This window comes from Desulfogranum aggregans, from assembly GCF_055398265.1.
Window position 1 is genome coordinate 861,092 of record NZ_AP042447.1, and the last position, 13,909, is coordinate 875,000.

12 protein-coding genes (1 of these 12 only partly in view) are annotated in these 13,909 nt (G+C 50.8%); 11 read left to right on the plus strand and 1 reads right to left on the minus strand.

Annotated features, from left to right (window positions below; genetic code table 11):
- Positions 1–6 precede the first annotated feature (6 nt).
- The gene (locus ACZ52Z_RS04035; protein ID WP_464269477.1) at positions 7–465 is read right to left on the minus strand and encodes a tRNA (cytidine(34)-2'-O)-methyltransferase; all 459 of its coding nucleotides are present in this window, start codon (positions 463–465) and stop codon (positions 7–9) included.
- A gap of 246 nt (positions 466–711) precedes the next feature.
- Between ACZ52Z_RS04035 and ACZ52Z_RS04040 the strand changes: the two genes are divergently transcribed.
- The 11 genes from ACZ52Z_RS04040 to ACZ52Z_RS04090 all read left to right on the plus strand — a co-directional run.
- Entirely contained in the window at positions 712–1,953 is a 1,242-nt protein-coding gene (locus tag ACZ52Z_RS04040; RefSeq protein WP_464269478.1) for an aspartate kinase, read from the plus strand.
- 9 nt (positions 1,954–1,962) lie between these two features.
- Positions 1,963–3,558, plus strand: a complete 1,596-nt coding sequence (gene cimA / locus ACZ52Z_RS04045; RefSeq protein ID WP_464269479.1) for a citramalate synthase — start codon at positions 1,963–1,965, stop codon at positions 3,556–3,558.
- Entirely contained in the window at positions 3,539–4,054 is a 516-nt protein-coding gene (locus ACZ52Z_RS04050) for a ComEA family DNA-binding protein (protein ID WP_464269480.1), read from the plus strand. Before cimA ends, ACZ52Z_RS04050 begins: the two co-directional genes overlap by 20 nt.
- Positions 4,054–5,007: a tRNA (adenosine(37)-N6)-dimethylallyltransferase MiaA gene (miaA, locus tag ACZ52Z_RS04055; RefSeq protein ID WP_464269481.1), complete on the plus strand. Its 954-nt coding sequence runs from the start codon at positions 4,054–4,056 to the stop codon at positions 5,005–5,007. Before ACZ52Z_RS04050 ends, miaA begins: the two co-directional genes overlap by 1 nt.
- Before the next feature lie 69 nt (positions 5,008–5,076).
- Entirely contained in the window at positions 5,077–6,786 is a 1,710-nt protein-coding gene (recJ, locus tag ACZ52Z_RS04060) for a single-stranded-DNA-specific exonuclease RecJ (protein ID WP_464269482.1), read from the plus strand.
- Positions 6,787–6,920: 134 nt separating this feature from the next.
- Positions 6,921–8,366 carry an adenylosuccinate lyase gene (purB, locus tag ACZ52Z_RS04065; RefSeq protein ID WP_464269483.1) on the plus strand — a complete coding sequence of 482 codons (1,446 nt, stop codon included), beginning with the start codon at positions 6,921–6,923 and terminating at the stop codon, positions 8,364–8,366.
- 9 nt (positions 8,367–8,375) lie between these two features.
- Positions 8,376–8,657 (plus strand): DUF4911 domain-containing protein, encoded by a 282-nt coding sequence (locus ACZ52Z_RS04070; protein ID WP_464269484.1) that lies wholly within the window; start codon positions 8,376–8,378, stop codon positions 8,655–8,657.
- Positions 8,635–9,984: a tRNA (N6-isopentenyl adenosine(37)-C2)-methylthiotransferase MiaB gene (gene miaB / locus ACZ52Z_RS04075; protein ID WP_464269485.1), complete on the plus strand. Its 1,350-nt coding sequence runs from the start codon at positions 8,635–8,637 to the stop codon at positions 9,982–9,984. Before ACZ52Z_RS04070 ends, miaB begins: the two co-directional genes overlap by 23 nt.
- A gap of 295 nt (positions 9,985–10,279) precedes the next feature.
- On the plus strand, positions 10,280–10,681 hold the full coding sequence (locus ACZ52Z_RS04080; protein WP_464269486.1) for an OadG family protein: 402 nt from the start codon (positions 10,280–10,282) through the stop codon (positions 10,679–10,681).
- 42 nt (positions 10,682–10,723) lie between these two features.
- Positions 10,724–11,851: a sodium ion-translocating decarboxylase subunit beta gene (locus ACZ52Z_RS04085; RefSeq protein WP_464269487.1), complete on the plus strand. Its 1,128-nt coding sequence runs from the start codon at positions 10,724–10,726 to the stop codon at positions 11,849–11,851.
- A gap of 606 nt (positions 11,852–12,457) precedes the next feature.
- A protein-coding gene (locus ACZ52Z_RS04090; protein ID WP_464269488.1) for a UbiD family decarboxylase crosses the window boundary here: on the plus strand, positions 12,458–13,909 show its 5' portion. It continues 363 nt past the right edge of the window; the window shows 1,452 of its 1,815 coding nt (coding positions 1–1,452); it begins with the start codon at positions 12,458–12,460; its stop codon lies beyond the right edge, outside the window.

Here is a 13,909-nt window from a genome sequence, read left to right on the forward strand (position 1 = left end):
TGAAAGTTACCGGTGATGTTGCCGCAGAGCTTCGTACAAGACAATTCCTGCAGTCATGGCCAGGTTCAGGCTGCGGATGCGGGGATTACTCATCGGGATTGTATAACAACGGTCCTGATACAGTGCAAGAATTTCTTCCGGAAGCCCTTTGGTCTCTTTGCCGAAAATCAGTTTGGCGCCGGCTGGGAAATGTGCCTGGGTATATGGAGTCTCTGTTTTGGTGGTAAAGAAAAACAATTCCTGTTCATCCTGTTCTGCGAGGAATGACTCCAGGTTGTTCCAGTGACGAATATCCACATAATGCCAGTAATCGAGGCCGGCGCGCTTCAGGTGCCGGTCATCGGTACTGAAGCCGAGCGGGTGAACAAGATCGAGCACCGCATTCGTCGCTCCGCAGAGACGAGCAATAGATCCTGTATTTGGAGGAATTTCAGGTTCGACAAGGACTATGTGGAGTGGTTTCATCAGGCCATGATAAAAAAAGTGTAAGCAGTCAGGGACTGCTTGTACCTGATAATGATTGAGGTTGCAAATTTAAAAAATCGTCTTACATTCTTACGGCTGATTTTTTGTTTACCGATGACCACAGCGGCTCAAGGGAAAAACACGTCATCACCATCGGTATACTGTTGTGGGTGATGCATTCCCTGTGCGCGCAAATCGGAGAGGAAATTTAGACAGGTTGAAGCGTATCGAGCTGCAGGGAGAGATATGGCACTCATAGTTCAAAAATTCGGTGGTACATCCGTCGGTACTGTTGAAAAAATTCAGGCGGTGGCTGACCGTGTTATTGCTGAATATAAACGGGGCAACCAGATGGTGGTTGTTCTTTCTGCCATGTCTGGAGAAACCGACAGACTAACCGGTCTTGCCCAGTCAATCCAACGGCGACCCAGCGGTCGGGAGATGGACATGATCCTGTCAACCGGCGAACAGGTGACCATCGCGCTCTTTGCTATGGCTGTCAAGGAAAGAGGCATTGATGCGGTTGCCCTCCTGGGTGACCAGGTGTCCATCCATACCGACAACACCCATACCAAGGCGCGGATCCAAAAAATCGATTCCGAGCTGATATACGACCATCTCAACGCCGATCGCATTGTCACAATAGCCGGGTTTCAGGGAGTCGACGAGCAGGGCAACATCACTACCCTTGGCCGTGGAGGCTCAGACACCACCGCTGTCGCCTTGGCCGCAGCCCTGGAGGCAGATGCCTGTGAAATATTCACCGATGTAGAAGGCGTTTATACCACCGACCCCAACATTTGCACCAAAGCACGAAAAATCGATCGAATATGTTACGAAGAAATGCTGGAGCTTGCCAGCCTTGGTGCCAAAGTGCTCGATATACGGGCAGTCGGTCTTGCGAAAAAATATAAGGTCCCGGTCCATGTTCGTTCAACATTTACCGATACGGTGGGCACCTGGGTTGTTGAGGAGGAAAAAATCATGGAATCACTGCTTGTATCCGGCATCACCTATAACAAAAACGAAGCTCGAATCACGATTAAAAAAGTTCCTGATCGTCCTGGCACTGCCTCTCAGGTCTTTCTTCCGATCTCCGATGCCGAGATCCTTGTTGATATGATTATTCAGAACACCCACGATGGTCAACTGACGGACATGACCTTTACCGTCATGCGCAACGACTATGAGCGGGCCATGGAAATCGTACAGGGGATTGCCAGGGAAATTGGCGCTGAATCGGTGACCGGTGACCCGCACATTGCCAAAGTTTCCATTGTCGGAGTGGGCATGCGCAACCACTCAGGAATCGCGTCAACTATGTTTCACATCCTCTCAAAAGAAGGGATAAATATGATGATGGTTTCCACTTCGGAAATTAAGGTTTCCTGCATCATCGACGAAAAATACACCGAGCTTGCGGTACGCGCACTCCACGACGCTTTTGCCCTGGAAAAGGACAACCTGCCCGCTGAAGAGACCAACTGACGGCTGTTTATGAGCAGAACCATAGAAATCTACGATACGACCCTGCGCGACGGAACTCAGGCTGAAAATTTCAACCTGTCGGTCGACGATAAGGTCAAGATTGCCCGTCAACTGGACAAGTTTGGTGTAGACTATATCGAAGGCGGATGGCCAGGTTCCAACCCGCTGGCTGTCGAGTTTTTTCGCACTATGGAAGGGGTGAAGCTCGAACACGCACGCCTGACAGCCTTCGGTTCTACCCGACACTTTCAGAATCGTCCGGACAATGATCCCAATCTCAAGGCGTTGCTGGACGCCAAAACGCAGGCAATTACCATTTTCGGCAAGAGTTGGGATATTCACGTCACCGAAGCGCTGCGTATTGGTTTAGAGGATAATCTTCAGCTTATTGAAGATTCCTTGGCATACCTCCGACCCCACGTGCAGCACCTGCTCTATGATGCCGAGCATTTTTTTGATGGATTCAAAAAAAACCAAGAGTACTGTCTTGCAACCATCGGCAGTGCCCTTGCCGGCGGCGCGGAGACCATCGTTCTCTGCGATACCAACGGCGGCACCCTGCCGCATGAAATTGCACCGATTGTTCAGCAGGTCCGGCAGTACATAGCTGAACAGGGAAAAACCGTTAAGCTGGGCATCCATTCCCACAATGATTCTGAAACAGCTGTAGCCAATGCCCTGATCAGCGTCGACCTAGGGGTGGACCACGTACAGGGGACCATCAACGGCTTCGGGGAACGGTGCGGTAACAGTAACCTTACATCCATCATTCCCGCATTGATCTTCAAAATGGGATTGGAGTGCAGCGTTAAACCCCATATCGATCAACTCAGCTCTACCAGCCGCCTGGTCAACGAACTGGCCAATCTCCCACATGATCAATATCAGCCGTATGTGGGCGAGTCAGCTTTTGCTCACAAAGGTGGGATCCATGTCAGTGCTGTGCAGAGAAACCCTTTGACCTACGAGCATATTGAGCCGGAAAAAGTAGGAAATATCAGGAGAGTGCTGATTTCCGATCAGGCAGGCAGGGCAAACGTCATGTCCAAGGCCCGCAAATACGGTATCCCCATACAGCCTGATGACCCACTGATGTCCTCCATTATCAACGAACTCAAGGAGCGGGAAAATCAGGGGTACCAATACGAGGCTGCCGAGGCAAGTTTTGAGCTGCTGATGCGCCGAACCCTGGGGCTGCAGCGAAAATTCTTCAAGCTCGAAGCTTTCAGGGTAATGAACCATAAGTACAGCATGGGCCGGCCACCGGTAACAGAGGCCACTATCCGACTCTATGTCGGCGGCAGTGAAGTGCATACCGCTGCACTGGGCGACGGACCGGTCAATGCCCTGGACAAAGCCCTGCGTAAAGCCTTGACCCGTTTTTACCCCACCCTGGCCGAAATGAACCTGGTGGACTACAAGGTTCGGGTACTTACCGGGGAGTACGGAACCGGTGCCCAGGTACGGGTCCTTGTTGATACCCGCGACAATACCGACAGATGGGGAACGGTCGGTGTCTCGGTCAATATTATTGAAGCCAGCTGGCAAGCCCTGGTGGACAGCATCAACTTTAAATTGTTAAAGGATGAAAAGGCAAAGCATTAAGGCCGCCGACACCCCACAGCGTCTTTTTTTTCGGTTTGAGGACAAGCGGGTGCTTGTCCTTTTTGTTTTCGGTGCCCTGCTGCTCGTTGTCCTGATGGCACAGCGGTTGACTGGGCTTGGGGACAGAAAAAGGGTGCCTGCCGCCGGAAAAGCACAGTACGTCGTTACCCCTGCTATCGACGGACAAGCGCAGGATGGAACGGTTCGTTTACACCTGACCGGTAAGCAACCAGGGAGCAGCACCATCGATTTTCGCTCGCCGCCGATCTCAACAGCAGTCGCCAGCGTGTTTTTACACACCCCTTTTCCCATCAACAGGGCCGATGTGGAGGAACTTCAGCTGCTGCCGGGTATTGGCCCCAAGCTGGCCATGTCGATTCATGCCAGGCGAATGGAACGCGGCCCATTCACCACCATCAACGACCTGGAATCGGTCTCCGGTCTTGGAGCAAAAAAATTGCGTGATCTTCAGCCGTTGCTTGACTTTGCCCATTAATGGAGAAGCCGAAAACCATACACATGCCGGTGATCGTACTGGTTGGTCCCACTGCCATCGGCAAAACAGCCTTATCCCTGGAACTGGCCGCAAGGTTCCATTGCGAAATCATCTCCATGGACTCCATGCAGGTGTATCGTTACATGGATATTGGGACGGCCAAGGCAACCCCCCTGGAACAGGCGCAGGTTCCGCACTACCTGATCGATATCTGCGACCCGGATGAACAGTACAACGCTGCCAGGTTTATCGATGATGCCGCTTTGGCAATGGACGGCATTACTTCACGCAGCCACATTCCCCTGATCACCGGGGGCACCGGCATGTACCTTTCTGCCCTGGTCAACGGCCTGTTCAGCGAGGTGCCGGTAGAACAACAGGTACGGGAGATGGTCCGTACCCGTTTCACGCAGCAGGGAAGGGCGGCAGCCTATCAGGAATTGCAGAAAGTAGATCCAGAGAGTGCACAAAGAATACACGTAAACGATACCCAGCGACTGCTGCGAGCGCTGGAGATTTATCACAGCACCGGCGTTTCCTGGTCCGAACACCTTCAGCGGCAACATCGACAGCCGCCGCCGATTTGCTTTTCCCATCTTTTAGTAATCGGCTTGCACTGCGACCGCGCCAGACTGTACCGAAGGATCGAGGAACGAACCGCGGTGATGATGGAGAGCGGCTTGCTTGAAGAGGTCGAGGGCTTGCTGCACAAGGGCTATCAAGAAGCATTGCCGTCAATGCAGGCCATTGGCTATCGTCATGCCGTCAATTACCTTCGCGGTCGACGCACCCTCACGCAGACCACTGACGATTTGGTGAGGGACACCAGAAGGTATGCAAAACGTCAGATGACCTGGTTCAACAAAGTAGTACAGCTGCAGTGGTTCGAACAGGCTGATGCCCAGCAGGTTATCGATGCCGTACACCACCATATAGATCACGCTAACCCGTAGGAGACAATGTACCTGGACCGACCAACAGCGCCGTGTATACAAGCCGACAAAAAGGAGAGGGAAGGGTGCATGCGCATTGAGGAAGAATTTGATCTGCCACGACCACTGGCGGCCCTTCTTCGCAAACGCGGTTTTACTTCAACCAGGCAGATAAGGACATTTCTTTATCCGGATTTTTCTTTATTGCCTCAACCGTTGCTTATGCGTGGCCTGGAAGGGGGAGCAGCGGTCATCGCCAGGGCATGTGCAGCAAAAAAGCCCATTATCATTCACGGCGATTATGATGTCGACGGGGTTACGGCCACTGCCTTGTTGGTAAAATTTTTCCACCTTCTTGGCCTGGAAACATTTTACCATATCCCCAACAGGCTGACGGATCAGTATGGATTTACAGTCCACTCTGTTGAGCGCATAATGGAGCGTTCAGGCTTTCGTAATTGTCCACTCATAACGGTGGACTGTGGCATTACCTCTCTTGAAGCGACCACCTTTGCCCGCGAACAGGGATTTGAAGTGATTATAACCGATCACCACCAACCATCCCCAATGCTCCCCCAGGCTGAGGCGGTCATCAACCCCAAGCAGCCGCACTGTGATTTTCCGTTTAAAGAACTCTCCGGAGTGGGGGTCGCCTTCTTTTTCGCAGCCGCGGTGCGCAGGGTACTGCAGGAACAGGGCTACTGGAAAACATCGAAAGAGGTGCCAAATCTGAAACAGTTCCTCGATTTCGTTGCTCTGGGTACCATCGCCGACGTCATGCCGCTGACAGAGACCAATAGAATTCTGGTAAAGGGCGGCTTGGAGGTATTGAACCAACAGCGTCGTTTGGGCATATACTGCCTTGCCGAACGGTGCGGCATGCTGCACAACGACCTTATTCAAGCCGAGGATGTATCGTTTAAACTTGCCCCCCGAATCAATGCTGCCGGCAGAATGGGTGAGGCCGATCATGCAGTACGGCTGCTCCTTACGGAGAACACCCAGGAGGCGAAAAAAGCTGCCGGTCAGCTGGACGCATTAAACAATCGACGGCGCAAGCTGGAAAGCCAGATACTCGAGGAGATTCTTGAACAGTGTGCGCTGCTCAAGGATCGGGGAGCTGCAGCGATGACCATTTATCATCCTGCCTGCCATCCAGGCATTCTGGGTATTGTCGCTTCGCGTATAACAGACAGGTTTAATTGTCCGGCGATTGTGGTCACCGATGAACAGGCGGACAGTGATCAAACACCGTTGCTCAAAGGATCAGGAAGATCCATCGAAGGATTGAATCTATACAGAAAAATAGAAAGTTGCAAGTCACTGGTCAAGCAGTTTGGAGGACACCCGATGGCTATCGGCGTCACTTTACCGAAAAATAATTTGAAGGCATTTCGCCAAGCATTCAATGCATGCTGCAGCAATGAGCCGATAGTGGGTGCTCCCAGAAAACTGCCGGTTGACCACCGTTTGCAGACTGAAGAAATAGCTTCGGATGACTTTCTTAACAAATTGCAGCTGTTCCAGCCGTTTGGAGAGGGCAACCCGGAGCCATTATTCCTTTTACCTAAGACCCAACTGGTTAATGTAAAAGAGCTCAGCGGGCACCTGAAGTGCACCTTGGCGCTCAACAATGGAATCACGGTAAACGGTATCGGGTTTTACATGGCCGAAAAGATACCGATTGTACAGCAAGGGCCGGTTGATATTATTTTTAAGTTAAAACGCTCATCCTATCGTGGAGTACAGCGGCGCGAAGTGCAAATTGTCGACATAGCCGTCCTTGAGCATAAAATTTAACATAATATATATTATGCGACATAGCACAGGAAAAGCATAATTCATTTCAACAAATATCTGTGCTTGATCCGACCGAAAAACAGCTAGATACTGCTTTTTTCTCATGCCATTTCTTTCACAAGGATAATCTACACATGAACAGAGACATTTACCAGGAGCCGTTAGTATCACGTTACACCAGTAAGGCCATGCAGGAACTGTTCAGCGAACGGTTTAAATTCAGCCACTGGAGAAAATGCTGGATCGCCCTTGCCGAAGCCCAACATGAGCTGGGGCTGGAAGCCGTTACTCGGGAAATGATCGACGAGCTCAAGGCCAACGCCGACAACATCAATTTCGACGTTGCAGTAGCCAAGGAAAAAGAAATCCGCCACGACGTTATGGCCCACGTCTTTGCCTACGGTCAACAGTGTCCGCAGGCTGAACCAATCATTCACCTTGGTGCGACCTCCCAGTTCGTTGTCTGCAACACTGACCTCCTGGTGCAGAAACGTGCCCTTGCCCTGATTAAACAGTCGCTGCTTCGAGTTATCCAGAATCTGGCCGTGTTCAGTAAACAGCATAGAGCGACCGCCACCCTTGGTTATACCCATTACCAGCCGGCACAACCGACGACTGTTGGCAAACGCAACACTCTCTATCTTCAAGACCTGGTAATGGACCTGGAGTATATCGAACAGCTTGAAAATCAAATTAAAGCACGCGGTGCCAAAGGGACGGTCGGCACTCAGGCCACTTTTATCGAGCTGTTTAACGGAGACCATGAAAAAGTCCGGGAGCTGGATCGCAGGGTGGCTGAAAAACTGGGGTTTGAAACGGTTTTTGCTGTGACCGGTCAAACCTATCCGCGTAAGCTGGATATGAAAACCAGTGAAACCCTGGCTGGCATAGGCAGTTCAGCACACAAATTCGCTGTAGATCTCCGTCTGCTCTCCAACCTGAAAGTTCAGGAAGAACCCTTTGCCCGCAAACAGGTTGGCAGCTCGGCCATGGCCTACAAGCGTAACCCTATGCGTTCAGAACGAATGACCGGGCTGGCCCGTAAATTGATGGGCCTGCCGGCCAATTTCGCTGCCACTTCTGCCAACCAATGGTTTGAGCGCACCCTTGACGACTCGGCAATACGAAGAATGGACATTGCTCAGGCCTTTCTCCTCACTGACGCCATCCTTAAATTGTACATTAATATAACCAACGATATGGTTGTATATCCAAAACAAATTGAAAAATATCTTCGCGAAGAACTTCCATTCATGGCTACGGAAAAAATACTTATGGCCTGCGTTGAGCGCGGCAAAAGCCGCCAGGAAATGCATGAGGTCATCAGGGAGTATTCTGTTGAGGCTGGCAATGCGGTCAAAAACCAGGGACTGGCCAATGACTTGCTCGAACGGCTTGGCAATGATCCACGGGTTCCCTTTGACCATGACGAACTTGACGGTCTGCTTGGCAATTACCAGGAATTCACCGGACGTGCTGCCGAACAGACGGATGAATTTTTGGGCGAGGTGGTGCAACCGTTGCTGGAAAAGCACGGCGACCTTCTCGACCAGGACATTGACACTTCGTTAAGTGTTTAAGGTAACGGCTTGAAAGAACATATTTTTTCATCAGAGTCATACGTTTTTTTTCTTCGCATCCGTGCGGAAAAAATCGGCTGGCTCAAATTTATATTAGAGGGATACGACGGCTTGGCGACCTTGTCCACTGTTTCCGTTGCAGAAGGACTCATTCAGTTGTGGGTGCCTTCCTCATCAACACGGCCACTGTTCGCCCTGCTCGAATCGCTTGCCGGAGAGCTGACCCCCTACCCTGCTAGCCAACACCCTCGCTCCAGAGATGTATACCATGGAAAAGAATCTGTACATTAAGACCTTTGGTTGTCAGATGAACGAAAGGGATTCTGAAATTATCGAGCAGCTTCTTGCTCAAGAGGGCTATATAGCGGTCAGCGATCCCGAAAATGCAGATGTCATCATTTTGAATACCTGCAGTATCAGGGCAAAAGCCGAGCAAAAGGTATTCAGCCTGTTGGGACACCTCCGCGACAACAAAAAGCTTCATCCCGACCTGCTCATCGGTGTTGCCGGATGCGTTGCCCAGCAGGAGGGTGAACAACTATACAAACGAATGCCCCATGTGGATTTTCTGGTGGGAACGCAACAGTTCTACCAACTGCCGGAGATCATCCACAGATTGCGCAGCGGACAGACAGCCAGGGAAACAGCGACGGAGCTCGACCGAAGTTTTTCCATCCCTCCGTTTCAACAGTTGTTAACTCAGCAGGAGCCGTCCACCGCTCACGGAGAAGGATTGAAACGGTTTGTTACCATCATGCAAGGATGTAACAATTACTGCAGCTACTGCGTCGTCCCTTACACTCGCGGAAGGGAAATCAGCCGGCCGGTAACGGATATTATCGAAGAAGTCGAAATTCTCGTGGACCAGGGAGTGAAAGAGGTGACCCTGCTCGGGCAGAATGTCAATTCCTACGGATTGACCAATAGTGTGGCTGACACCCCTGTTTCCTTTGCGCAATTACTGCGTCGCGTGGCTGCTGTCAAAGGATTGCGACGTCTCCGCTTCACCACCTCCAATCCCAAGGATCTTTCCGAGGAACTGATGCGATGCTTTGCAGAACTCGACAACCTCTGCCCTCACTTTCATCTGCCTGTGCAATCCGGGTCCAATCGCATTCTGCACCTGATGAATAGAAAATATACGCGTGGGGACTATCTGCAGAAAGTGGCAACCCTGCTGACCTACAATCCGAACATTGCCCTGGCGACTGACATGATTATCGGCTTTCCCGGAGAAACCGACGACGATTTTCAGCAAACCATGGAACTGCTGCAAACTGTTCGTTACCACAGCTCGTTTTCCTTTAAATATTCGGATCGGCCCAACACCCGCTCCAGCACATTTGACAACAAGGTCCCTGAAAAGATAAAAAGCAGGCGGTTGCAGCAATTCCAGCAGCTGCAGGACGAAATCAGCCTCGCCAGAAACAGGGAGTATATCGGCCGGAAGGAAGAGGTCCTGGTGGAGCAGGTTTCAGGGGATACCTGCAAAGGAAGAACCTCGACCAATCACATCGTTCACTTCCCCTCACCCGATGCTCAGGTTGCTGTCGGTAATTTTCTCCGGGTAACCATTGATCATGCCGGCAAGCATTCTCTGCGTGGCAAAGCCCTCTGACATTTTTTCAATCCTCACCTCCCCTCTCTCCTTCCAGTCATTTCGCTGCCGCTAGCGGTTCACACCCCTAAGCAGAAGGAGAGTTGGGAGGACTGTTCCCGGAACAGTTCATCCAGCCTGATCGTCTCTTATTTTTCACCCAGAAAGAACTGTCCCTACCGCAGCACCCACCTGCGTACATTGCATAAAAATTGACAATATCGTGATTTGTATGTAAATATTCACCATCCATCCCCGATACCTCTTTTCCGCCTCTGGAAAAGGACCCATAATCTGTAAAAAAAGGAGGTTACGCTTGACTGGTTTCGAAGCTATTACACACCATAACGGGTGGGCTATGGCAATTGTAGGTGCGACCATCGTCATATCCGGCCTTGCAATCCTGTCGCTGATTATCTCTCAACTCCACAAAGTCGTCGGTTTACTTGACAAGAAAAACGACCCTCCTGTTGCAAATGTCACAGAAAAAGAAACCCGAGCAGAAGAAAATCGAGCTGCCTGCCCCTCTGATATTCAGATTACGCTTGAGTTATACCGTCCACTGATAGACGAACTCGATGACCAGTTCCAGCTTGCCGACCTCTATACACTTGCCAACAAATACCACATGCACCATCCTCACCTGTCGATCAGGTGCATGCGGGAGGCAGGTGTGCTCGAATCAATGGGCGACGGAGTTTTCCGACTTGCGGAATAATCTGTGCATTCTACTGAAACAGTTTAAAGGAGGAATGAGTTAATGGAGCTGTTTTTACAATTTCTGAGCAATACAGGCTATTACCTCGCCGATTACCGCAACATCATCATGCTGGTAATCGGTATTGTTTTTGTTTATCTTGCCATCGCCAAGGAGTACGAGCCACTGCTCCTGCTCCCCATCGGGTTTGGTGTGATTGTCGGCAATATCCCCTTTTTCAAGGGATTCGGGATAGGTATCTATGAGGCAAACAGCGTACTGCACTACCTGTATTTCGGGGTAACCACCGGCATCTATCCTTCTATTGTATTTCTTGGCCTCGGCGCCATGACCGATTTTTCCTTTCTCCTGAGCAATCCAAAGTTGATGCTGCTTGGAGCAGCCGCGCAGATGGGAATTTTCTTTACCCTGCTCAGCGCCATGGCCCTTGGTTTTGCTCCCAATGAGGCCTCTTCCATCGCCATTATCGGTGGGGCTGACGGACCTACTTCGATCTTTTTAACGGCCAAACTCGCCCCTGAGCTGATCGGTCCCATTGCCATCGCGGCATATTCATACATGGCCTTGATCCCGATTATCCAACCTCCGATCATGAACCTGCTCACCACTAAAAAAGAGCGTTTGATTCGAATGCCGGATTTGCGGGAGGTCTCGAAAAAGGAACGCCTTTGCTTCCCGGTTGTTGGGGTAATCCTCTGCTGCTTCCTGGCACCGGCATCCATCCCTCTTCTCGGTCCCTTCTTTTTTGGCAACCTGATGAAGGAGAGCGGTGTGGTTGAACGACTGGCACAAACAGCCCGTACCGCTATCATCGACACAGCAACCATTTTTCTTGGATTTACCGTTGGCGCCAGCACCCAGGGCGATGTATTTCTCAACCCGAAATCCATCGGAATTTTCCTGCTTGGGGCTGTTGCCTTCAGTATCGCTACCGGTTCCGGGGTCATTTTCGCCAAAATCATGAATCTCTTTCTAAAACAGAAAATCAATCCTCTGCTCGGAGCCTCTGGAGTGTCAGCAGTTCCCGGTTCAGCTCGTGAAGTGCACATGATGGGGTTGAAAAACGATCCAACAAACTATCTGCTGATGCATGCCATGGCCTGTAATTCCTCTGGCGTCATCGGTTCGGCTATCTGTGCCGGTATTCTGTGGAGTTTCAATATGCACTAAATGTGTGTGTTACAGACTTAGACAATCTGGTTTTAAGGCGGTTTCCTCCTAGGTGAGGAAACCGCTTTTTTTCGTCTCACGCACGTGGATAAACGTCGAAGGGCTTGCTTTCCCCATTATCACGGCGAAGAACAAGAACTCTCACTCCCTGTACAATGATGAGCAAGCTGCTTTATGATTCATACCCCCGGTTCCCGGTCTTTGTGAAACTCGCTTGCCTTTCGCTGGGCCCCGCTAGCTCCCAGGGGACGATACAGGGGAGTTTTCCGCTGTAAAACAGCTACCTGGCAATTATTGCATGGGAATTAACGACGAGTAAAAATACTATCCACGTGCATTCATAAACATCCATCGCGTCAGCTTCAGGGCGTGCACAGACTTTAAGGGCTCATTTTTTTGTTGTTTTTCAACGCTGATTTGTTATTGGACTAGATTGGGAGGAGGCCTCTCAGAGGGAGATTGTGGCGGCATCTACCGCTATCATCGATGATCAACGGCTGGTTGGTGCCCCCCTATACCAAGCTAAAAGATTTTGCAGGAAAGTATGGTGCCAAAGCGAAACAGGCGTCGTCACTGTGAAGAGTTATCCATTATAAAAAGGCAAATATGATCTACAAGAGCACCCGTGACCTGGTAAATGACCTGGAGAAACAAGGTGAGCTGCTTCGCATACGCCAAGAAGTTGACCCCTACCTTGAGATGGCAGAAATTCAGCGTCGCGTTTACAGCAAGGGCGGACCGGCGGTTTTTTTTGAGCAGGTCAAAGGGTCGCCCTTTCCGGCTGTTTCAAATCTCTATGGCACGCCCAAGCGTATTCGCTATATTTTTCAGGATTCACTGGAACCGCTCAAACGAGTAATCAGCCTTGCTGGTGATCCAAACCTCGCGCTTAAATCTCCTTTTAAAAATCTCGATCTCGCCGGAATCCTTTTTAAGGCTCTACCAAAAAAAGTAGCAAAACAGCGTGCACCTGTACTCAAAAATACCACTGATCTGCAATCGTTGCCCGGGATCGTCTCATGGAAGGATGACGGGGGAAGGTATATAACCTTGCCCCAGGTCTATACCCAGCATCCAGACGGCAGCGGTCCCATGCGTTCCAATCTAGGAATGTATCGAGTACAGCTTGACGGTAATGCGTATGAAGCAAACGAAATAGGGCTGCACTACCAGATACACAGGGGGATCGCCAACCATCACCAGGAGTGTCTGTTACGTAATATTCCCCTCCGGGTAAGTATCTTTATCGGCGGTCCTCCAGCCATGACCATCGGCGCGGTGATGCCTTTGCCTGACAATATGCCGGAGGTCGCCTTTGCCGGTATGCTGGGCAAACACCGTTTTCGCTATGCAATAGCCGGAGGACATGTGGTGTCTGCCGAAGCTGATTTCTGTATTGTTGGAAAGGTCAAGCCCCAAGCCATCAAACCCGAGGGACCGTTTGGCGATCATTTGGGGTATTACAGCCTTGCTCATGATATGCCGGTTATCGAAGTCGAAGCAGTGTATCACCGGGATGATGCGATCTGGCCTTTTACCGTAGTGGGACGCCCTCCCCAGGAAGATACAGAGTTCGGCGATTTTATACATGAGCTAACCGATAAGGCAATTGGCTCACAGGTAGCAGGTTTGAAAGAAGTCCACGCTGTAGACCAGGCCGGCGTTCATCCACTCCTACTCGCAATAGGCAAGGATCACTACATGCCCTTTATGAAACGGTCCCGCCCGGCTCAACTCCTTACCGTAGCGAGCGGTGTCCTTGGTACTGGCCAGCTCTCATTGGCCAAATATCTGCTAATTGCTGCAGAAGAAGACCTGCCCGAGCTTACCACTAAAGATGTGCACGTCTTTTTCAACCACATACTGGAACGCCTCGATCTTACACGCGATATTCATTACTACACCAACAATACCATTGATACCCTCGATTACTCGGGAGACGGACTGAACCGCGGCTCAAAGGTGATCTTTGCTGCAGCCGGGGCTCCCATACGCACGTTATCCTCCACTGTTCCGCAAAATCTGCCGTTGCCGGAAGGGTTCTCCAATCCTCGGATT